The 20,616-nt window shown below is 33.4% G+C and carries 22 protein-coding genes; 9 read left to right on the top strand and 13 right to left on the bottom strand.

Features of this window, described 5'->3' with window-relative positions; translation table 11 throughout:
* Nucleotides 1-59: 59 nt before the first annotated feature.
* The 7 genes from lepB to AB671_RS19425 form a co-directional block, all read right to left on the bottom strand.
* Nucleotides 60-1,697, bottom strand: coding sequence for a signal peptidase I (gene lepB / locus AB671_RS19455; RefSeq protein ID WP_066679486.1), 1,638 nt, complete (start codon nucleotides 1,695-1,697; stop codon nucleotides 60-62).
* A gap of 123 nt (nucleotides 1,698-1,820) precedes the next feature.
* On the bottom strand, nucleotides 1,821-2,522 hold the full coding sequence (dapB, locus tag AB671_RS19450) for a 4-hydroxy-tetrahydrodipicolinate reductase (RefSeq protein ID WP_066679485.1): 702 nt from the start codon (nucleotides 2,520-2,522) through the stop codon (nucleotides 1,821-1,823).
* A gap of 34 nt (nucleotides 2,523-2,556) precedes the next feature.
* Nucleotides 2,557-3,195 (bottom strand): DUF5683 domain-containing protein, encoded by a 639-nt coding sequence (locus AB671_RS19445; protein WP_066679484.1) that lies wholly within the window; start codon nucleotides 3,193-3,195, stop codon nucleotides 2,557-2,559.
* Nucleotides 3,196-4,086, bottom strand: coding sequence for a ParB/RepB/Spo0J family partition protein (locus AB671_RS19440; RefSeq protein WP_066679483.1), 891 nt, complete (start codon nucleotides 4,084-4,086; stop codon nucleotides 3,196-3,198).
* 26 nt (nucleotides 4,087-4,112) lie between these two features.
* Nucleotides 4,113-4,886, bottom strand: coding sequence for a ParA family protein (locus AB671_RS19435; protein WP_066679482.1), 774 nt, complete (start codon nucleotides 4,884-4,886; stop codon nucleotides 4,113-4,115).
* A 165-nt stretch (nucleotides 4,887-5,051) separates the two neighbouring features.
* Complete coding sequence (locus tag AB671_RS19430) at nucleotides 5,052-5,888, bottom strand: energy transducer TonB (RefSeq protein ID WP_066679481.1); 837 nt, start codon at nucleotides 5,886-5,888, stop codon at nucleotides 5,052-5,054.
* A 630-nt stretch (nucleotides 5,889-6,518) separates the two neighbouring features.
* On the bottom strand, nucleotides 6,519-7,805 hold the full coding sequence (locus AB671_RS19425) for an adenylosuccinate synthase (protein ID WP_066679480.1): 1,287 nt from the start codon (nucleotides 7,803-7,805) through the stop codon (nucleotides 6,519-6,521).
* 283 nt (nucleotides 7,806-8,088) lie between these two features.
* On the opposite strand from AB671_RS19425, the gene AB671_RS19420 reads away from it, so the two are divergent.
* Nucleotides 8,089-8,679: a hypothetical protein gene (locus tag AB671_RS19420; RefSeq protein ID WP_066679479.1), complete on the top strand. Its 591-nt coding sequence runs from the start codon at nucleotides 8,089-8,091 to the stop codon at nucleotides 8,677-8,679.
* Between the two features lie 48 nt (nucleotides 8,680-8,727).
* Complete coding sequence (locus AB671_RS19415) at nucleotides 8,728-9,663, top strand: alpha/beta fold hydrolase (protein ID WP_066679478.1); 936 nt, start codon at nucleotides 8,728-8,730, stop codon at nucleotides 9,661-9,663.
* Between the two features lie 501 nt (nucleotides 9,664-10,164).
* Here the strand turns inward: AB671_RS19415 and AB671_RS19410 are convergent.
* The 3 genes from AB671_RS19410 to AB671_RS19395 all read right to left on the bottom strand — a co-directional run bounded on the left by AB671_RS19410 (nucleotide 10,165) and on the right by AB671_RS19395 (nucleotide 14,067).
* Entirely contained in the window at nucleotides 10,165-11,754 is a 1,590-nt protein-coding gene (locus AB671_RS19410) for an ABC-F family ATP-binding cassette domain-containing protein (protein WP_066676080.1), read from the bottom strand.
* Nucleotides 11,755-12,376: 622 nt separating this feature from the next.
* The gene (locus tag AB671_RS19400) at nucleotides 12,377-13,285 is read right to left on the bottom strand and encodes a LysR family transcriptional regulator (RefSeq protein ID WP_066676082.1); all 909 of its coding nucleotides are present in this window, start codon (nucleotides 13,283-13,285) and stop codon (nucleotides 12,377-12,379) included.
* A 38-nt stretch (nucleotides 13,286-13,323) separates the two neighbouring features.
* On the bottom strand, nucleotides 13,324-14,067 hold the full coding sequence (locus AB671_RS19395; RefSeq protein ID WP_066676084.1) for a metallophosphoesterase family protein: 744 nt from the start codon (nucleotides 14,065-14,067) through the stop codon (nucleotides 13,324-13,326).
* 256 nt (nucleotides 14,068-14,323) lie between these two features.
* Here AB671_RS19395 and AB671_RS19390 point away from each other — a divergent pair, with 256 nt between their 5' ends.
* The 5 genes from AB671_RS19390 to AB671_RS19370 all read left to right on the top strand — a co-directional run bounded on the left by AB671_RS19390 (nucleotide 14,324) and on the right by AB671_RS19370 (nucleotide 17,853).
* Nucleotides 14,324-14,938, top strand: a complete 615-nt coding sequence (locus AB671_RS19390; protein WP_066676086.1) for an NAD(P)H-dependent oxidoreductase — start codon at nucleotides 14,324-14,326, stop codon at nucleotides 14,936-14,938.
* On the top strand, nucleotides 14,938-15,225 hold the full coding sequence (locus AB671_RS19385; protein WP_066676090.1) for a putative quinol monooxygenase: 288 nt from the start codon (nucleotides 14,938-14,940) through the stop codon (nucleotides 15,223-15,225). The genes AB671_RS19390 and AB671_RS19385 overlap by 1 nt, the downstream gene beginning before the upstream one ends.
* 145 nt (nucleotides 15,226-15,370) lie before the next feature.
* Nucleotides 15,371-16,120, top strand: coding sequence for a type 1 glutamine amidotransferase domain-containing protein (locus tag AB671_RS19380; RefSeq protein ID WP_082987363.1), 750 nt, complete (start codon nucleotides 15,371-15,373; stop codon nucleotides 16,118-16,120).
* 172 nt (nucleotides 16,121-16,292) lie between these two features.
* Entirely contained in the window at nucleotides 16,293-17,276 is a 984-nt protein-coding gene (locus tag AB671_RS19375; protein ID WP_066676092.1) for an aldo/keto reductase, read from the top strand.
* 67 nt (nucleotides 17,277-17,343) lie between these two features.
* Nucleotides 17,344-17,853, top strand: coding sequence for a PPC domain-containing DNA-binding protein (locus AB671_RS19370; protein ID WP_066676096.1), 510 nt, complete (start codon nucleotides 17,344-17,346; stop codon nucleotides 17,851-17,853).
* 79 nt (nucleotides 17,854-17,932) lie between these two features.
* Here the strand turns inward: AB671_RS19370 and AB671_RS19365 are convergent, their stop codons facing one another.
* The 3 genes from AB671_RS19365 to AB671_RS19355 form a co-directional block, all read right to left on the bottom strand.
* Nucleotides 17,933-18,376 carry a carboxymuconolactone decarboxylase family protein gene (locus tag AB671_RS19365; protein ID WP_066676099.1) on the bottom strand — a complete coding sequence of 148 codons (444 nt, stop codon included), beginning with the start codon at nucleotides 18,374-18,376 and terminating at the stop codon, nucleotides 17,933-17,935.
* A 5-nt stretch (nucleotides 18,377-18,381) separates the two neighbouring features.
* Nucleotides 18,382-18,813 (bottom strand): DoxX family protein, encoded by a 432-nt coding sequence (locus AB671_RS19360; RefSeq protein WP_066676104.1) that lies wholly within the window; start codon nucleotides 18,811-18,813, stop codon nucleotides 18,382-18,384.
* A 64-nt stretch (nucleotides 18,814-18,877) separates the two neighbouring features.
* Entirely contained in the window at nucleotides 18,878-19,450 is a 573-nt protein-coding gene (locus AB671_RS19355) for a Crp/Fnr family transcriptional regulator (protein WP_066676106.1), read from the bottom strand.
* 64 nt (nucleotides 19,451-19,514) lie between these two features.
* On the opposite strand from AB671_RS19355, the gene AB671_RS19350 reads away from it, so the two are divergent.
* Nucleotides 19,515-19,880, top strand: a complete 366-nt coding sequence (locus tag AB671_RS19350) for a DUF1304 domain-containing protein (RefSeq protein WP_066764878.1) — start codon at nucleotides 19,515-19,517, stop codon at nucleotides 19,878-19,880.
* 19 nt (nucleotides 19,881-19,899) lie between these two features.
* The coding region (locus tag AB671_RS19345) for a hypothetical protein (protein WP_157444266.1) at nucleotides 19,900-20,616 on the top strand (717 nt) is incomplete at its 3' end.

Raw genomic sequence — 20,616 nt, 5'->3', positions numbered from 1 at the left:
TATATAGAAAAATGAAGCATTTTTTCAAACACTTCATTTTATTTATTTTTAAATTTTAATTATATCTCGTCTTCTTTTTTCTTTCCGAATAATTTTACAAAATATTCCCAGCCAAAGAAAAGAACAAGTATCATTGCTGCAATCCACCAATAAGAAGTTTTGTTGGCTTCTCCTGTATTGGTTGCTTTAAACATTCTATCCCAACGAACTTTGAATGGAGCCTGATAAGATGAGCTTGAATCTTTAAAAGCACCCTGTAAACTCATCCAGGTAAACATCGGTCTACCAACGATATTTTCTTCAGGAACAAAACCAAAGAATCTCGCATCTAAAGAAGCATCTCTGTTGTCTCCCACCATCATATAATAATCCTGCTGAATGGTATATTGATTGGTTTCTTTTCCGTTGATGAAAATTTTTCCGTTTTTATTTTCTAATGAATTATGTTCGTAGTTTTTAATAATCCACTGATATTCAGGCAAAGTCTTTTCATTAAGCGTAACAACATCCCCTTTTTTAGGAATTTTCAGTGGTCCATATTGATCCTGATTCCATCCGCTATTGATAGGGAAAATAGAATTTGTTGTATCTATTTTCGTTTTTGCTTCGTCACGATATGCAATTGCTGATTCACCTTTTGGCTGAACATCTTCTTTCATATCAATAACTTGTGGAAGTTTCTTGATCTCTGCAGCCGTTTTATTGGTTAGGCCCTGAAAAGCATAAATAAAGCCATTTCCGTTTGGAATTTCCTGAACCGGTAAAAATCCAAAAGTATTGTATAAACTTGGAATATCCAGTTGACTTCCTGTAGTTGCAATATATCTATGCTGAACTTCCTGATCACCTAAAACCGTTTCAGGTTTTCCGTTCACAAAAAGTCTTCCATCTCTCATTTCAAAAGTATCTCCTGCAACTGCAACCAATCTTTTTACATAAGGATCAGCTCTGTCTAATGAAACATGCACAGAATCTCTCGGATAGTTGAAAACGACAATGTCATTTCTCTGAGGTTTACTAAATTGGAAAATTCTTTCGTATGGTAATTTTATCGCTTCAACATAAGACTTAGGATCGTCTTTAGGATTTCCCGGTTCACCAGTATCCATAATAGTTCCCTGTAAGAAAGGTATTGCTACAGGACGCATAGGTAATCTGTAACCATAGCTCCATTTATTTACAAAAAGGAAATCACCTACCAATAAAGTTCTTTCCATTGAACCCGTTGGAATACCAAAAGGCTGTGTTACAAAAACGTGAATAATGGTTGCAAAAACAACGGCAAAAGTGATCGATCCCATAAAGGTATCTTTCTTTTTCGCATTTTTCTCTTCTTCCGTTAGATACAAGTCATTTTCATCTTCAATCTCGGTATCTTTAGAATAATTTACCGTTGCCATGTAAATAAACGGTAAAATCACCGTCAGCAATTGGTCTTTGAATAGATTTTTCCCGAACTTTTTCATTAAGTACAAATGAAAAACACTCATCATAATAGGACCTACAATGGGTAAATATGACAAGATCGCCCACCATTTAGGGTGTTTAGTTTCTTTAAGAATAATGAAATAATTATAGAAAGGGATAAATGCGAATAACGGACTATACCCTAATTTCTTAAACAGCTTCCAAGTGGAAATCCCCATCAATACTGATAAGATGAGAACATAAACTGTGTACGTTAAAAAATAATTCATAAATTTTTGTGCCTAATCTATACTATAAATGATTAATAATGAGCGATAAATGATAATAGATTCACTATTGACAATTCACCATTCACTTGTATTAGTTTGCAATGTAGGGATTTTGTTACAAATCTAGAGTCCTAAAACATCTTTCATTGTAAAGTTTCCTTTTTTATCTTTAATCCATTCTGCAGCAACTACCGCTCCCAAAGCAAAGCCGCTTCTATTGTATGCGGTATGTTTTATTTCAATTTCGTCTACTTCACTTCTGTAATACACAGAGTGAGTTCCCGGAACTTCATCTTCACGGATGGCAAAAATACCCAAATTCTTATCCTGAGTTTCTTCCAGTTTCCATGCTTCAAATTTTGGATTGTTTTTAATAATTCCTTCCGCAATAGAAATTGCTGTTCCGCTTGGCGCATCAAGCTTATGAATGTGATGAATCTCTTCCAGTTGACAAGAATATTCGTTTACATTTTTCATTAAATCAGCCAATTTTTCGTTTAAAGCAAAAAATAAATTCACTCCTAAACTGAAATTTGAGCCATATAAAAATGCAGTTTCGTTTTCAACGGCTAACTGTTCAACTTCAGATTTTCTTTCTAGCCAACCTGTTGTTCCACAAATTACCGGAATTTTATTTTCAAGACAAGCTTTAATATTATCAAAAGCGACTTCTGGAAGTGAAAACTCAATCACCACATCCGGATTATTAAGATTCTCAGCAGTAGGAGTTTCTTTTAATCGGGCAACGACTTCATGACCTCTTTTTGAAGCAATCTCACCGATTATCTTCCCCATTCTTCCGTATCCAACTAATGCTATTTTCATAAAATTAAAACGTATTATCTTATTATTTTTTTTTCTAAAATCTGAAACTTAAAGCCAACCCTGTTTTTGGAGGATTAGTATTAAGATTATCATAGATTACCGCAGGAGCTAATGTTAAATCTGGGTCTTTACGACCTTCATACAAATGTGCGTCTACTACAGCATCTACAATATTTAAAATGTAGATTAAACCTGTAATTGCAATCGCATAATCTCTCTGTCTTTTTACCCTATCCTGTGCATTTCCCAATGCCACTTTATCAAGAGTCGGATTTCTATCTAAAAAGTCGTTTTGAGCGCCATTAAGTTTTGCGACATAATATTCACGGTATTTTTTATATTGATTCTGGTTCCAGATTGCAATACCAACTCCCGTTCCTACAGCTCCCCAAACAATTGGCACTTTCCAGTATTTTTTGTTATAGGTTTGTCCTAACCCCGGTAAAACCGCAGAATAGAGACCTGCTTTTGTAGGGTTTAGCTTTTTTACTTTTAAAGCGGCAGGTGCATTTGCTTTTTCAATATCCGCAACCACCTTAGCTTCAGCCTGTGGTTTTGCAGCAGGAATACTGTCTGTCGCATAATGTTCTAGCCTGATGGTATCTCTAGGATTGGTTTGCGAGAAAGCCAGTCCTGAAGAAATAAGAAAAAAAGTAAAAAGAATATTTTTCATTTATTTAATATGAGATAAAATATATTCCAGCTCATCTTCATTTTTAAAATCTAAAACGATTTTGCCTTTTTTACCGGTTCCTGTTGTTTTTATCTCAACTTTTACATCAAGAATATCTGAAATGGCTTTTTGAGCTCTTTTATAATTGTTTGAAAGCTCTGCTTTCGCTTTTTTTGCCGCTGGAGATTTTGGATTTTTCAATGCAGTAGCCGCTTGCTCAGATTGGCGTACATTTAATTTTTCTTTGATAATTAAATCAAATAAAACCTGCTGAAGCTCTTCATTTTCAAGACTGATAATTGCTCTACCATGACCTGCAGAAATTTCTCCGCTACGAATAGCATTCTGAATATCCGGGCTTAATCTCAACAATCTGATTGAGTTGGTAATTGTACTTCTGTCTTTTCCTATTCTTTGGCTTAAATTTTCCTGAGTAAGGCCAATTTCTTCTAAAAGTCTGTGATACGTTAAAGCAATTTCAATCGCATCAAGATCTTCACGTTGAATATTTTCCACAAGAGCCATTTCTAATAACTCCTGATCATTTACCAGACGAATATATGCCGGAATACTCGTTAATCCTGCAATTTTACTTGCTCTGAAACGTCTTTCTCCAGAAATAATTTCAAACTTTTCCCCTTCTTTTCTTAAGGTAATAGGCTGAATGATGCCCAGGTTTGTAATAGACTGTGCTAATTCGTTTAATGCTTTTTCGTCAAAATAAGTTCTAGGCTGTGTTGAGTTAGGATAAATGTCGTCAATGGAAACCTCCATGATGTTTCCAACAAACTTATCTGCTCCCTCATCAGTTGCTGTATTGACCGTAGCTTTGGATTCTGCACTTAAAATTGCTCCCAAACCACGTCCCATCGCTCTTTTTCTGTCCTTCATACTATGCTATTGGCTTATTTTGATTTTTAATTTTTTACTAAATTTTCGTTATTCAATAAAACCTCTTCTGCAAGCTGAATGTATTGAATGGCACCTTTGCTTTCAGCATCATAATTTAAGATACTTTCACCAAAACTCGGTGCTTCACTTAATCTTACATTTCTGCTGATTATCGTTTCAAAAACCATTTCCGGGAAGTGAGAATTTACTTCTTCCACCACCTGATTAGAAAGTCTCAAACGGCTGTCGTACATCGTCAACAACAATCCTTCGATATCTAAGTCTTTATTATGGATCTTCTGAACGTTCTTAATGGTATTCAAAAGTTTACCAAGACCTTCCAAAGCAAAATATTCACATTGGATCGGGATGATCACAGAATCTGCTGCGGTTAAAGCATTGACCGTGATCAAACCTAAGCTTGGTGCACAATCGATAATGATATAATCGTAATCGTCTCTTACTTCCTCCAATGCCTTTTTCAACATATACTCACGATTTTCTTTATCTACCAATTCAATTTCGGCAGCTACCAAATCAATGTGAGAAGGTACGATATCTAAATTAGGAGTTGTTGTTCGCTGAATACAGTTTCGGGTTTCAACACTGCGCTCCAGAAGATTATAGGTAGAATAGGGTACATCTTCCACACCAAGACCCGATGTTGCATTTGCCTGTGGATCTGCATCAATAATCAGGATTTTCTTCTCTAAAATACCTAATGCTGCAGCTAAATTTACGGCAGTAGTAGTCTTTCCTACTCCACCTTTCTGATTAGCGATACCTATAATTTTTGCCATTGCTCAAACTTTAAGTTTCAAAAATACACATTTTTCTCTGCCCTTGGGGAATGAGTAAAATGAAAATAGAGTTAAAATATTGTTAACAAGCATTTTAGACATAAAAAAAATTATCCACAAAAATAAATCTTTGTGGATAACTATTGAGATTCGCATTTAAGATAATTAATTATCAAATTTCATGGTAATTGGAAACTTAAAATAACTTCTTACAGATTCCCCTTTTTTATTTTTACCCGGCTCCCATTTTCCTTTTACAGCCTTAATGGTTCTGATGGCTTCAGCGTTGAAAGAAGCATCTTTTCCGTTGGTTTTAATACCTGAAATAGTACCGTCTCTCTCTACAATGAAAGTAACTGTTGTAGAAACACTTGCTTCATCTTGAAAAGCAGAAACATCAAACTTATTCATCACTTTATTTCTGAAAGCATCAATACCTCCTTCGAATTTAGCGCCTACACTTAATTCAGTCTCAATTTCATTTGGGTCTTTTACTACAGTTGGTGGAACAACTCTTGGCGGAACAACCGTTCCAGGTCCAGAATCTGTAGCGACAGGAATATGAATATTTGGTGTTGCTGGTGGCGCTGTAAAATCATTTTTCACACCAGCAATCGCATCATCAGGAATATCTTTTACAATATTACTCTCATCTGCATTTCTTGTTGGAGTAACAACCGTAGCATCATATTGTTTTACACTCGGAGGCGGTGGCGTTACCGTTTGTGGTGGTAAAACTACAGGAGGAGTATCTGGAATATCCATTATCTCTATTGGTGGTGGAAGAACAAAAGGCGGAGGTGTTGTTTCTGTAGAATTAAAAGCAGAAATTGCAGCAGGAATAATAGAAACTGCAGCCAATAAACCGACACCTATAAAAAATGCTTTGGTTAAAATCCTGTCTGATTCTGTTCTTAATACATACGCCCCATACGCTTTGTTACGGTTTTCGAAAAGGATTTCGTTCAGTCGAAATTCCTGGTTGTGTTCTAGGTGTTTCATCACTATAAAATTAAAATTGTTAATATATAGATTATCAGTTTTCAATACTATTTGAAATAATCTTTAAAGCACTATCAAAATTTCTGCCAAAAACTTAACAAAAACTTAACTTTATATCAAAATCAGTGTTAAAGTTTAAAATTTAACTATTTTATGGATAAGGTTTGAGGTTGGTTGATAGTTGATAGTTGATGGAAGTTACATGATCGAGAATAAACATAATGATTGAAATAGCTTTTTGAATTCCCCTCCTTTGGAGGGGTGGCGAAAATTCGGAAGAATTTTTGATGGGGTGGTTTTAGAATGCGAAAAAGACTCGTTACACCCTTAATTTTTAAAAGAAACCTACTTTCCTAGCCCCGATGGGAACGACATCCTTTTTTGTTTTTTGGCAAAGGAAATAAAGTTTGGGAAAACAAAAAAGATATAGTGGACAGCGGGAAATAGCTTCAGAAAAAAAAGGGTGCTGGAAGTTTACATGATTGAAAATAAGGTTACTTTACTGTCCTTTCCCTTCGTTTTGAATGACAGGCTTTATAAAGATTGCTTCGTCGCTTCGCTTCTCGCAATGACATAAAAAAAGAGACCATCAAATTGACAGTCTCTTTTTTATTTATTTGAAAATATTCCTTAGAATAATTCTTTTCTGATGATGTTCTGACTTCTTTCAGGACCTACAGAAACCAAATATACGTTGATCCCTAAATACTTCTCGATAAACTCGATGTATTTCTGAGCAGTATCAGGAAGCTCGTCGTAGCTTCTTACTTTCGTTAAATCTTCGTTCCAACCCGGTAGATCTTGGTAGATCGGTTCGTAGTTGTACAATTTCTCTGTTGAAGATGTGAAATAATCGATGATCTTTCCGTCTTCTGTTTTGTAATGTGTAACGATCTTAAGGTTTTCAATTCCTGTAAGAACGTCTAATTTCGTAATTACCAAGTTATTGATCCCATTGATCATACAAGCATGCTTCAAAGAAACAAGGTCTAACCAACCTGTTCTTCTTGGTCTACCTGTAGTCGCTCCGAATTCACCTCCGATCTGTCTGATCTTCTCACCCAATTCGTTGTCTAATTCAGATGGGAAAGGTCCGTTTCCAACTCTTGTACAGTATGCTTTTGCAACACCGATCAAGTTTTGAAGTGACGTTGGTGGAACTCCCGCTCCTGTACAAACTCCTCCAGTTGACGGAGAAGATGAAGTAACGTAAGGATATGTTCCGAAGTCGATGTCTAACATCAAAGCTTGCGCTCCTTCGAACAATACGTTTTTACCGTCTCTGATTGCTTCGTTTAATTCTAATTCAGTATCTACGATTCTGTCTTGAAGCTGCTTTCCGATTTCTAAATATTCATTGTAGATTTCTTCAACATCCAAAGTAGGCTTTCCGTAATATTTTTCGAAAAGAGAGTTTTTAACTTTTAAGTTTTTCTCAATTTTATCTCTTAAAATCTCAGGATTCAAAAGATCTACCATTCTGATACCGATTCTTGCGATCTTATCTTCATAACATGGTCCGATTCCTTTTTTCGTCGTTCCGATTTGTGTTCCTCCGTGCTCTTCCTCACGGTAAGTATCCAAAAGAATGTGGTAAGGCATGATAACATGCGCTCTTCTGCTGATGAAAATGTGATCAGTTCTCATGTTTTTACTTTCGATCTGATTCACCTCCTTAATGAAAGATTTAGGATTTACCACTACACCGTTGGCAATGATACACTTCCCTTTGCACTGAAGAACTCCCGATGGAAGAAGGTGCAAAACGAACTTCTCTTCACCTACATAAACCGTGTGACCAGCGTTGTCGCCCCCTTGGAAACGCACCACATAATCTGATTTTGCCGATAAAACATCCGTTATTTTTCCTTTACCTTCATCTCCATATTGAAGACCTACAACTACGTAAGTTGACATATTTTACTTTTATTTTAGATTCATGCAAAATTACTTTTAAAAAATTGGGTGGGCAAATTTGTGATGGATTTTATTTTTGGGTGGGGTGGAAATCATGTGGTTGGATTTAGAAATCTACCATTTAATTAGATTATATTTGAAAATAAATTCTTTGAAAAACACCTTATGAAAAATCAATCAAAATTACAATTTGAATTGCGAAAAGGCGAAAACTCGGGTTTCATAAAAAACTTTAACCGAACAAACTTCTTAAACAATCTTCACAAAAAACACTTAAAATAAAATGCAAGAAAACTCAAAAGATGAACTTTTAAAAATAGCCAAAGAATATGTTTTAAATAATATTGGAGATCATGTTGAAGTTAGTTATACAGATGATTATGATGAACTCTTTGTTTTCAGCTACCAAGCAAAAGATAAAAAGGTAAGACTTGTAGGTCAAGGTCCAATACTTCTTGTAAAAAAAGACGGAAGAATATTTGAATATGGAAGTAGTACAGGTGACGAAGAAGCTCTCGTTGAAGTAACCAGTAAATTAAACAAAGAAAGATTAATAAGACTTTTCTATAAAAACTATAATATTCAAAATAACAATTATGATTTAATAATTACTGATATATATAAATTAGACGAAGGTGAACATCTCAATGAACTAATAACTGTTTTATTAAGAAACAGAATTCAATATTTTACTCATGATGAAAATAATGGAGAGCAACGTCATTATTATACTAAAGAGCGATTAGAAGAAACTTTAGAACAAACTCCTGCCAACTTAGGAAGATATTTTTGTTATAATCATTTATCTGACGCTCTTGTTGATCTTATCAAAACAAATCCTTATTTTAAATGGACATTATCAGAAGTTAAATAATTATAATTATTACCATATCTTTGATTATCCACCAAAGATAATCACACCATGAGCTCACTACAAAAATCAGGATACTTATCTGAAAACACCACCGATGAAACCCAACTCTTTTACACTTTATTTTATCCCGAAGAAATTCCTGTAAAAGCAACCTTACAAATCGTTCATGGGATGCAGGAACACAGTGGAAGATATTCAGAAATTGCAGAATATTTTGCCAATCGAGGATTTGCGGTGTTGACTTATGACCATTTAGGACACGGTAAATCGGTAAAAGATAAAAGAGATATTGGATTTTTTCAACGCAACAATCCTGATGAAAAGCTAATCACAGATGCAGAAAAAATGAGCAAATTTCTGATAGAGCAATATCCTGATGTTCCGCATTTTATTTTAGGACATTCAATGGGTTCTTTTATCACGCGGTGTCTTCTTCAAAAAACAAGCAATCAGTTTACGGGTGCCATTATTACTGGAACAGGCGGACCTTTGGTGGGAATTAATCTGGTGAAAACCTATTTTTCTCTAGCTAATAAACTCGCTCCTCAAAAACGAACTTTTTTCAATAACATTTTTAATATTGTCAATAATAAAAAATTTAAAAAAGATAAAGACTTTAGCGATACAAGTTGGCTAAGCCTGAATCCCGCCAATAGAAATGCATTTTCTAAGGATACACTTTGCGGAATTCCTTTCACCAACAATGCGTTTTATGCGTTATTCAGTATTTACAAAAAAGCAACGGCGAGAAATTGGGCACAAACCATTCCGAAGCCCTTCCCTTTTCTTTTTGTAAGCGGGCAAAATGACCCCATCGGAGATTTTGGAAAAGGCGTCACAAAGACTGTTGAAAATTTAAAGCTCGACGGATTTAAAGATGTAGATATGAAAATATATCCTGAAATGCGTCATGAAATATTGAATGAAGAAATCAGAGAAAACGTGTTAAATGATATCCATCAATGGATTTTGAAACTTTTATAATAAACAACCTCAGTAACTCCAACTCACGAAGCTATTTTAGCTTTTTAATTTTCAAACTTTTTAATTAACCACAAAAAAATCAAAAGATATTATTGTGGTTATAGTTATTCAAAAGTTTGAAATTACAAGCTCCACAAAATATTTAATCTTAGAAATTGTTTAAAATTTATTCAATATTTTTTTTATAACCTTTTTTTTAATTTTCTAAATTAAAATAAACTTTGTTTATTCTTGTTTTAACATTAAGAATTTCAGCTAATTAATCTAAATGCAAATAAGAAATCAATGAATTGATTTTTATTAAGTCCTTTAAGTTAAAAGGTCTTAATTCCTTAATGTTAAAAATAAACTTAATTTTTAAGGAACAAAAAAATTATAAAATACTCGTTTCATTCAAGCTTCATTAGCGACTTTGTCGCCATTCTTTGCTCTTTAAAATAATAAGTTTAAAATTTAAAATCTTTGCGTGGTAAAAGATTTTGCTCAATTTCTTAATTCAGGTTATTGTAAAATAATCTCTTTATCAACCCCAATTTGTTCTAAAAAAACTTCATCATGCGAAATCACCAGCAAAGTTCCATGATAATCCTTAATAGAATTCGTCAAAATTTCTACATTCTGAAGGTCTAAATTATTCGTCGGCTCATCAAGAATAATCATATCGGGAGCTTTATTGCTGATGGAAAGTCCGCACAGAAGAAGTCGTAAACGTTCCCCGCCGCTCAAAACATCACCTATTTTATCCCAAGTTTCCTTTCCAAATAAAAATCTTGACAACAATGTTTTCACTTCAGATTCTGGCATTGCATTATCATTGAACTGTTCGGCAAAATCATAAACCGTTGCATTTCTATCAATAAGAGAATATTCCTGGTCAATATAAATCGTCTGAAAATCTGACTTCGAAATAGTTCCGACAAAAGGTTGCAAATCTTCCAACAACAGTTTTATCAAGGTCGTTTTCCCAGAACCATTTAAACCTTTGATAGAAATTCGGTTTCCACTTCTAATTTCAAGATTGAGATTTTCTTTCCAAAGATTTTCTTCATGATATTTAAAATTAATTTCTTCCACCGAAATCAAGATTTTTCCCGAATGCAGATTCGAATCATTAAAATTCACTTTCATTTGGTCAGCATTTCTCACCGACGAACGCAAATCCCACAAATCACCAAAAATATCATTGATTTTCTCAGCATGAACAGACTTTAATTTTGAAGAATTTTTCTCCGCATTATTTCGCAATGTATTCATCATAATTCTTGCAACACCCGATTTTTCCTGCTTTCCTTTTCCTCGCGCATCGAGCTTTTGCTTTCGCTCCAAAGTTTCGCGTTCCTTTTCTTTCGCTTTTTTCAAAGCGCGTTCTTTAGAATGAATATCGTTTTGCAAAGCTTCATTTTCGATTTCTTTTTGTTCGGCATAAAAATCATAATTACCTCCGTATGTTGAAATTCCCTGATTGCTTAATTCAAAAATAGTATCAATTAAATTTAATAAAGTTCGGTCATGACTCACAATCATTATCGTTGAATTTGTTTTTTCAATAAAATCGTACAACAGATTTCGACCTTCCAAATCAAGATGATTCGTAGGTTCGTCGAGTAAAATAATTTCAGGCTGATTGATTTGAATTCCTGCAAGAAAAACCTTTGTTTTTTGTCCGCCACTCAAACTTTCCAAAGTTTGGTTTAAATCTAAATCTTCAAGTTTCCAATATTGCAAGGCATTTTGACAGCGTTCTTCAATGTCCCAATCGTCATTTAAAGTTTCAAAATATATTTCATCCACTTCACCATTGGTTATTTTTTGAAGTGCATCAAGTTTTTTATCGATTTTCAAACATTCCGCAACCGTAAAATCATTAAAATTTCCAAACATCTGCGGAACATAAAAAATGTCACCTTGGATATTAATATTTCCCGCCAAAGGTTCAATTTCGTTGGCAATAATTTTCAGCAAGGTAGATTTTCCCATGCCATTACTTCCGACCAAAGCCGATTTTGAATGAGAAGGTATCGTTAAATTGATAGAATTAAAAAGCAGATTCCCCGCAGGAAACCCAAAGGATATATTGTGTAGAAAAAGCATAATTTCTTTCTTTTAGTAATGTTAAACTGCAATAACATTTCCCGTTATTGTTTATTAAATCTGAAAGAAATTAAATTCTACATGTCTGATGTTTTGGGTTTTGTGTAATGCAAAGATAGTAATTTTGGAACATTTCAAAATCACTTACCGTAAAGTTTGTCATTCTGACGAAGGATGAATCTCGTATTTCAACCCTGCAAACTCTCATCTTTTTCTCTTTTTTCAGGAGCTTTTCCAGCTTTTCGTTACAATCTTTTTTTTCCAAAAAAAGGATTTTCACTGCAATCTGGGCTAGATTTTCGGTCTTTCATTTCAAATTCTGTCATCAATACAAAGTTTGTCATTCCGGAGGAATCTCTATACGAATCTTTAACCGAAAAAATTTATATTAGATTCTTTAAAGATTATAGTGTGAAAAATCTTGAAGTTAAAGAACCACCCCGTCAAAAATTTCTTTGAAATTTTCGCCACCCCTCCAAAGGAGGGGAATTATTATCGTCATTGCGAGAAGCTGCAGTGAGCTTTTATCGAGTGTGTCGAAGTAACGCAATCTCAAACAAACTTTTTTAGTGCAAAAAACTGATTCTTTATTTCTTTTTCAACAAAAAAAAATCACTAAAAATTAAACCTCAACTCCACTCATCACCTGACGGAAAAGTCCTTTGATGTGGTCGATTTCAGATTGATACATCGTCTTTTTTCTGCAGCCAAAGTAAAGAGTGTTTTCCAATTTTTTATCGCCTTCCCAAATCAGTTGTATTTCACCACTTTCAATTTCATTTTTACATAAAAAATCAGGAACAACGGCCAATCCGGTTCCTCCTTTCAGACAACGGATAATCGAATTTAAGTTTGGAACAATATAATTGGGTCTGAAATTAGGTTTATGCCCGAAATTCATCAACCAAAACTGAAAAAGATGCTCCATGTCTCCGGTTGTACCGTACCATTTTTCATTTTTCAGCCAGCTTTCAATTTTTTGAAAATCTTCGGTTTTTAAAACTTCACCAAAACTTTCTGTATCAATATCTTTTCCGCCTACCAAAATAATTTGTTCGGAAGAAAATGCTTCATGCAGAATATTGGGCGACGTTCCTTTTTTAGGAGTGATAATTAAATCTAAAATCCCTTTATCCAACTGGTCCAACATTTCAGGATACTCACCAAAACTAATAATTAAATTAAAATCCAGCGTCGAAACATACTGTTCTAAAGTGGTTTGAAAAGTCTCAAAACACATTCCGACACTGATGGTTGGTGTATGTTTTTCGGTAGACTTTTGAAAGTTTTTTTCAACTTCTTCGAGCTTAGTCAAAGGTTCTGAAATCGCATTAAACAAAACCTTTCCTCTTTCAGTCGGAATCATTTTTCTTCCGGTTCTGTCAAATAATTTATATCCAACATAAGCTTCAAGCGAACCTAAATGCAAACTTACTCCGGGTTGAGAAATAAAGAGAGAATCTGCAGCTCCGGTTAAAGTTCCGGTTTTATAGATTGCTTTAAAAGTGCGGTACCATTCTAAATTAACCATAATAGTTATTTTAATTATGATACAAATTTACGAAATAATCAGAATACTGATAGTTTTTCGTTTCTTAAGAAAGAAGCATAATAATTCGGAATTTCACTTTTCTCGATTTCCTGAGCAACTTTTTCGAGTGGATAATCTAATTGAATAATTTCCGGAGTGATTTTTTCTTCATCCAAAGTCAGGATTACATAAGAAGCCAAACGGTTTTCTTCTCTCGAGCGACCAACAGAACCACTGTTAATTGCCCATTTTCCATTAAAATATTTTTTAAATGACCTATGAGTGTGCCCCATCATAATTACATCAGACTGAGATTCACTCAACATATTTTGAAAAACCTCATCATTTTCTGATTCATATAAATAAGTATCATTACTTTCTAAACTGGAGTGTACCAACTGAATATTCCAATGCTTTTTTCCAACTTTATAATTTAATTTTAAATGAAAAGGCAATTCTGATAAAAATGTTTTGTTCTCTTCTGTAATGTATTTTTTGGAATGATCAATAGCTAAAAATCTCGCAGCGGTTTCTTCTTCAGAATGCTTGCTTAAAGGAATTACAGGGATATCAAAAGCAATTCTCTCATCATGATTTCCCATTAAACAAGGAATGTTCAAACTCCTGATTTTTTCAATTACTTCATTTCCCCAAGGTGCAAAATCTACTAAGTCTCCCAAACAATATTTTTGACGAATCCCTCTTTCTTCAATATCATTTAAAACCGTCTCCAAAGCTGGAAGATTTCCATGCACATCACCAAAAACCGCAATTTGTATCATTATTCTTTTAATTATCAAACAAATTTACATGACAGAAAATAATTTTAACGCAGACAAACTATGACTTTTAACCATGAAAATGGAATTCGTAAAAGATAAAATGTAATAATAAATTTGGCTTCGCAATAAATGAAGAATTTTTAAAATCAACATTTCTAAATATCATTATTCTGATAGTTTAATATAATTTATATTATTTTAATTATACAAAATCCTAATATAACTTTGCAGAGTAAAATTTAAACAATCATACAAAATGAAAAAAGTATTAATCATCAACGGTGGACAAAACTTCGGACATTCAGGAGGAAAATATAATCAGACTATTGCAGAAAACACATTGGAAGTTTTAAAGAATTTCGAAAATGTAGAAGTACAAATCAGCAATGTAAGCGACAATTACAATAAAAACGAAGAAGTGGAAAAATTTGTCTGGGCAGATTATATCATTTACCACACTCCGATTTGGTGGTTTCAGTTGCCGAATGGTTTGAAAAAATATATTGATGAAGTTTTCACAGCCGGTCACGCAAAAGGAATTTACATGAGCGACGGAAGAACTTCTGAAAATCCAAAAATCAACTACGGAACTGGCGGAATGTTGAGCGGAAGAAAATATATGGTGACCACAAGCTGGAATGCACCAGAAACAGCCTTCACGCTTCCCGGAGAATTTTTCAACGAAACAAGTGTAGACAATGGACCATTATTTGGTTTTCACAGAATGAATGCATTCGTTTCTTTAGAAAAAATGGAAAGTTTCCACTTCCATGATGTCGAAAAAAATGCAAATATCGAGCGCGATATGAAATTATACAGAGAGCATCTTACAAACGTTTTTGAAAAAGAATTAAAACCACAACTAGTCTAATGAAAATCTATCTTACCGCAATAATAAAATCAAAAGAAGAGCACAGAACCGAAGTTTTGGAAGTTCTTCAAAACATGGTAACAGAAACAAAAAAAGAAGAAGCCAACGAATTGTACACACTTCATCAAGGAATTGAAGATAAAAATCATTTTGTTTTCTACGAAATCTGGAAAAGCGAAGAAGGATTGAAACAGCATAACGAACAGCCTTATATTAAAGCTTTTGGAAATTTGGTTGATGAAAAGCTGCAGGAAAAACCTCAAATTTATTTGACCGAAATTATTTAAACATTAAACCATTAAAAAAATTTAAGGTATTAAGAATCATTAAGGAAAATCAACAGATTTTTTTAAGAACACCGCTTAAAGCGCAGCTAAATCTTAATACTCTAAACTTCTTAAATTTTCTTAATGGTTAAAAAACTATTTAAATATGAAAAAATTATCATTATTAATTCTTGCTTTATTTACAGTAGGATTCGTACAATCACAAACCAAAAAATCAAAAAATATGAAAAAGAAAATTCTGTTTGTTGTGACCAGTCATGACAAAAAAGGTGACACCGGCGAAGAAACCGGATATTATCTGGGTGAAGTTTCGCATCCTTGGGAAGTTCTTCACAAAGCCGGTTACGAAATTGATTTTGTAAGTCCGAAAGGCGGAACTCCTCCTGTTGATGGATTTGATTTAAAAGATCCTATCAATAAAGAATTCTGGGAAAGTAAAGACAAAAGTAAAATCGACCAGTCTTTAAAGCCTTCGCAAGTAAACTCAAATGATTATTCTACCATTTTTTATGCAGGAGGTCATGGTGCGATGTGGGATTTTGCAGACAACACCGAATTATCAAAAATTGCTTCAAAAATTTATGAAAACGGAGGAATTGTAGCTGCAGTTTGCCACGGTCCGGCTGGTTTGGTAAATATTAAACTAGATAATGGAAAGTATTTAGTAGATGGTAAAAAAATCAACGCTTTTACCAATGAAGAGGAAGCCGAAGTAAAATTAACAAACGTAGTGCCTTTTCTTTTGGAAGATAAACTGAAAGAAAGAGGTACGAAATTTGAAAAATCTGGACTTTGGGAAAATCATGTTGTGACAGACCAAAGAGTAATTACAGGACAAAACCCTCAATCTGCAAAAAGTGTGGGTGAAGCTATTTTAAAGGAATTAAAAAAATAATTAGTAAAAAACAACCAATAATATGTTTGTCATTCTGAAAGAAACGAAGTGGATTGAAGAATCTCTAAAATTGAGCCTAGATTCTTCCTTCGTCAGAATGACAAAATTTGAAAATATTTTAATCATTTTAAGATTAAATTGAAAACAAAATCAAAAATAAGATAAAGACAAAATGCAATACAGAAAATTAGGAAACACAGATTTAGAACTTTCAGTGATTACTCACGGAGCGTTTGCAATCGGTGGAAATATGTGGGGTGGAAATGAAAAACAAGATTCTATCAACTCAATTCATGCTTCTCTAGATCATGGTGTAACTTCAATTGACACTGCACCTTTTTATGGTTTCGGATTGAGTGAAGAAATGATTGGTGAAGCTATCAAAGGAAAAGACCGTTCGAAAATTCAGTTGTTGACAAAATTCGGATTGGTTTGGGATGGAAGCAATAATGGAAAAGGTGAATTCTTCTTTGATGCAAATGACGACAGCAAAATACTTCCTGTGTACAAATTTGCTTCAAAAGAAAATGTTATTAAGGAAGTTGAGGAAAGTTTAAAAAGATTGGGAACAGATTACATCGATCTTTTACAATTGCACTGGCCAGATTCTACAACGCCAATTAGTGAAACTATGGAAGCGATGGAACTCTTGATTCAACAAGGTAAAATCCGTGCAGCAGGTGTAAGCAATTATTCTATTGAGCAAATGGAAGAAGCCAATAAAACACTGAAATTAGCAAGCAATCAGGTTTCTTACAGCATGCTGAACCGTGCAATTGAAAATGATTTAGTTCCTTATTCTTTAGAAAATAATTTAGGAATTATCGTTTACAGTCCAATGGAAAGAGGTCTTCTGACAGGAAAATATTTCAAAGAAGATCAATTAAAAGAAAACGATCACAGAAACGGTTATTTTTCACAGTTCGACTTACATAAAGTGAAATCTTTCTTAGAAAAAATAGAACCGATTGCCAAGGAAAAAGGAGTTACACTTTCTCAATTGGTTTTACGTTGGACAACATTACAGCCTGCAATCACTGTAGTTTTAGCCGGAGCAAGAAATGCACAGCAAGCCATTGAAAATGCAAAAACAATGTCTCTCGATTTATCACAAGAAGAATTGAATTTTATTAATTCTGAACTAAAAGAAATTTAATTTCTAAGCAAATATATTGTTGATTTGGTGTGAAAATTTCATTCTAAAAATTTAAATTCAATTGATTATGAAGGTATTAAAAACTATTATATTACTATTTACAGTTTTAATTACGAATACTTTTTCAGCACAACAAAAAGACAATTGTCGTTACATCAAAACGCCGACAGGTTATCTGATGGTATTGCGACAAGGTGATGATGTAATTTCCAATATTGAAAATCTGGCGAAAACAGAAAATATTCCGTCTGCAAGCTTTACGGGAATTGGCTTTGCATCAGAAGTAACTTTTGGATTTTATGATTTTAATGCTAAAAAATTTAATCCTAAAACATTCAGTAAAGTGGAAATGGGAAGTTTGACGGGTTCAATCGCCTGGAACGAAAAAGGTCCGTCAATACACGTTCACGGCGTGGCGACTGATGATCAATTCAATGCTTTTGGCGGACACATTTTGTCTCTGCATGTCGGAACAGGTTCTATGGAAGTGTATGTGACTTTGAATGATCAAAAATTAGATCGAAAAATCGAACAGCCTTTAAATGCAAACGTTCTGCAGCTCAATTGTAAACAGTAAAATTAATTCCTTCAAAGGAAAATCGCTTCTCAATAATTGGGAAGCGATTTTTATTAGTTATTTTAAATAAATCTAAAATTTACTTTGTAATCGGCAAATGGGTAGAAATTGCAATTCTGTTCCAAGCATTTATGGTGACAATTGCCATAATAATTTGAGCAATCTGGCTTTCATCAAACAATTGTTTAGCCTTATAATAAGTTTCTTCAGTCAGACCTTTTTGGCTGATCAAAGTAATTTCTTCCGTCATTGCCAAAAGCACTTGTTCCTCTTCTGTATAAAGTTCCAACGCTTCTCTCCATGCGTTTAGAAGATAAATTCTTTGAGGAGTTTCACCATATTTCATTGCGTCTTTTGTATGCATATCCAGACAGAAAGCACATCCGTTGATTTGCGACGCTCTGATCTTGATCAATTCTTTCTGAATATGGTTTAAAGAAATGGTTTGAAGATATCCTTCCAATCCCATCATTGCTTTGTAAGCGGCAGCATCTGCAGTTGCCATGTTGATTCTTGCACTCATAACGTTTATGATTTTTTAGTTAATGTATCTATTGAAAAATAAAATTCTTTTTGTGTTGCCAATAAAAAAGCCGCCGCGCTTCCTACCCAAACCGAATAATCCAAAGCTGCTTTTATTCCTAAAGCAATGCTCATCGATAAAGCAAATACAAGCAATAAAAATCCGGTTCCGTAAGCTGCTATTTTTGTTTTGAAACCTAAAATCAGCATCAAAGGAAAGAGTATTTCTAAAAAAGTAGCCGTGTAAGCTGAAAATGTACTTAGAGTTTCGGGAAGAAAAAACGTTAATTGCCGAGTGTACTTTTCGAAGTTTTCCCAGTTCCCCCAAGCTGAGTTATCACCCCAAAAACCAAATCGGTCTGCCACTGCAGAAAGCATTGTCACCGAAATTGCCAATCTTAAAAATAACTGTGGAAATATAGAATCTTTGCCTGTCATTGCGTTTGTTTTTTATGAACAGGACAAAGTTGCGAATTAAGAATCGTAAAAATCTTAAACTGGTTTAAGAACGTAATTTCGCTCTGATTTCACTTAAATATTCAGGAGTAAAACCTAAAAAAGAAGCCAATAAATATTGCGGAATTCTTTGGATAAACCAAGGATACAGAGTGCTGAAATGCACGTAATATTCCTCTTTCGTCATCTCATAAATATAGCGTATTCTTTTTTCGGCAGCTGCATAAGCGGTTTGGTAAACCATTCTGAAATAACGCTCCATCATCGGATGTTTTTGCAGCAACAATTCCTGAGATTGGAAATCAATTGCTAAAATCGTAGAATGCTCAACAGACTGAATATTAAAATCTGATTTCATTTGTTTTTCAAAAGCAAAAGTATCGGAAATCCACCAGTTTTCGATGGCAAATTCTGTGGTTTGCTCCACGCCTTTTTCATTCACGAAAAATTTTCTCAGACAGCCTTTTAAAACAAAATATTTTAACTTGCAAAAATCACCTTCAAGCATTAAATTTTCTTTCTTCTTCACTTCCAAAATCTGAAAAAAAGAAAATATCGAAATAAATTCTTCGTCACTGATGGTAATAAATTTATCTAAATGTGCTTTGAAGGTTTCCATTTTTGAAATTGTGTAACCAAACTTAACTTTATTTTTTTAGTTTTACAATAACAAACAATAAATCATGGAAATCATTGCCAAAATCTTAATCGCAGTTGTCGCACTAGAACATCTTTACATTCTCTGGATGGAAATGTTTGCCTGGGAAACCAAAGGAAAAGAAGTTTTCAAAGCCGCTTTACCAGCTGAAATGTTTAAACCAACAAAAGGTTTGGCCGCCAATCAAGGTTTGTACAATGGTTTTTTAGCCGCAGGATTAATCTGGTCTTTTTTTATAGAAGATGAAAAATGGCAAACCAATATTGCTTTATTTTTCTTGAGTTGTGTGGCCGTAGCAGGAATTTATGGTGCCATTTCAGCAACGAAAAAGATATTTTTTGTTCAAGCTTTGCCTGCTATTTTAGCGATTATTGCGGTGCTTTTGAAATAATTAAATAAAAAACACGCAGATGATTAATATCCGTTTGGTGATTTTTCTTTTTATTGGAATTTCACATCTTTCTATAGCTCAAACTAAAAAAGAAATAATTTCAAAAATAATAGAATTAAATTCTCTGGACAGCTGGGACGGTATTGAAAATCCTATTCTTGAAAAAAATGGATTAAGCAACGACAGCAATTATTATAATTTTGAAAAATTAAAAAAAATAATTTCAACGGAAGAACTTCAAAAATTAACTAAACACAAAAATCAAGTACTTAGATTATATGCTATTGATGAATTAATGGATAATGAAAACAAAGCTATAAATGTAAAGAAAGAAATTTTAGATGCTATTAATCATAAAAAAATAATACAAACTCATTCAGGTTGTATTGTTGACAAAGATTTTACTTATTCAATTATTTATCATAACTACTGGAGCAATGTAAGAGGAAAAGCATCAAAACCACCTCATGAAACAGATGAAAAAAAAATTGAATTAATTAATCTTAAAGCAGTAAATGAAGACATTCTTTTAAGAGAGATAAATTCTGACATTTTAAAACTCGATGAAGATCTATATTGGCTTGTTTATGACCGAGCATTTGAAGTAGAAAAATATGATGATGGTTTGAAAAAAAACATTATTAATCTTCTTTATAAATATAATAACAGTTATGCATTTCAATATTTGAAAAAAAATTATCCGAATGATTTTAATAATATTTACAAAGAATATTTT

Source organism: Chryseobacterium sp. BGARF1, assembly GCF_001677955.1.
Taxonomy (GTDB): Bacteria; Bacteroidota; Bacteroidia; order Flavobacteriales; family Weeksellaceae; genus Chryseobacterium.
The sequence above is the reverse complement of the archived record's forward strand: the minus strand, read 5'-3'. Positions and strand labels throughout refer to the sequence as shown.

Bases quoted from the DNA above. Each gene is read 5' to 3' on its own strand.
- lepB (WP_066679486.1), bottom strand. From the start codon at position 1,697: ATGAATTATTTTTTAACGTACACAGTTTATGTTCTCATCTTATCAGTA.
- dapB (WP_066679485.1), bottom strand. From the start codon at position 2,522: ATGAAAATAGCATTAGTTGGATACGGAAGAATGGGGAAGATAATCGGT.
- AB671_RS19445 (WP_066679484.1), bottom strand. From the start codon at position 3,195: ATGAAAAATATTCTTTTTACTTTTTTTCTTATTTCTTCAGGACTGGCT.
- AB671_RS19440 (WP_066679483.1), bottom strand. From the start codon at position 4,086: ATGAAGGACAGAAAAAGAGCGATGGGACGTGGTTTGGGAGCAATTTTA.
- AB671_RS19435 (WP_066679482.1), bottom strand. From the start codon at position 4,886: ATGGCAAAAATTATAGGTATCGCTAATCAGAAAGGTGGAGTAGGAAAG.
- AB671_RS19430 (WP_066679481.1), bottom strand. From the start codon at position 5,888: ATGAAACACCTAGAACACAACCAGGAATTTCGACTGAACGAAATCCTT.
- AB671_RS19425 (WP_066679480.1), bottom strand. From the start codon at position 7,805: ATGTCAACTTACGTAGTTGTAGGTCTTCAATATGGAGATGAAGGTAAA.
- AB671_RS19420 (WP_066679479.1), top strand. From the start codon at position 8,089: ATGCAAGAAAACTCAAAAGATGAACTTTTAAAAATAGCCAAAGAATAT.
- AB671_RS19415 (WP_066679478.1), top strand. From the start codon at position 8,728: ATGAGCTCACTACAAAAATCAGGATACTTATCTGAAAACACCACCGAT.
- AB671_RS19410 (WP_066676080.1), bottom strand. From the start codon at position 11,754: ATGCTTTTTCTACACAATATATCCTTTGGGTTTCCTGCGGGGAATCTG.
- AB671_RS19400 (WP_066676082.1), bottom strand. From the start codon at position 13,285: ATGGTTAATTTAGAATGGTACCGCACTTTTAAAGCAATCTATAAAACC.
- AB671_RS19395 (WP_066676084.1), bottom strand. From the start codon at position 14,067: ATGATACAAATTGCGGTTTTTGGTGATGTGCATGGAAATCTTCCAGCT.
- AB671_RS19390 (WP_066676086.1), top strand. From the start codon at position 14,324: ATGAAAAAAGTATTAATCATCAACGGTGGACAAAACTTCGGACATTCA.
- AB671_RS19385 (WP_066676090.1), top strand. From the start codon at position 14,938: ATGAAAATCTATCTTACCGCAATAATAAAATCAAAAGAAGAGCACAGA.
- AB671_RS19380 (WP_082987363.1), top strand. From the start codon at position 15,371: ATGAAAAAATTATCATTATTAATTCTTGCTTTATTTACAGTAGGATTC.
- AB671_RS19375 (WP_066676092.1), top strand. From the start codon at position 16,293: ATGCAATACAGAAAATTAGGAAACACAGATTTAGAACTTTCAGTGATT.
- AB671_RS19370 (WP_066676096.1), top strand. From the start codon at position 17,344: ATGAAGGTATTAAAAACTATTATATTACTATTTACAGTTTTAATTACG.
- AB671_RS19365 (WP_066676099.1), bottom strand. From the start codon at position 18,376: ATGAGTGCAAGAATCAACATGGCAACTGCAGATGCTGCCGCTTACAAA.
- AB671_RS19360 (WP_066676104.1), bottom strand. From the start codon at position 18,813: ATGACAGGCAAAGATTCTATATTTCCACAGTTATTTTTAAGATTGGCA.
- AB671_RS19355 (WP_066676106.1), bottom strand. From the start codon at position 19,450: ATGGAAACCTTCAAAGCACATTTAGATAAATTTATTACCATCAGTGAC.
- AB671_RS19350 (WP_066764878.1), top strand. From the start codon at position 19,515: ATGGAAATCATTGCCAAAATCTTAATCGCAGTTGTCGCACTAGAACAT.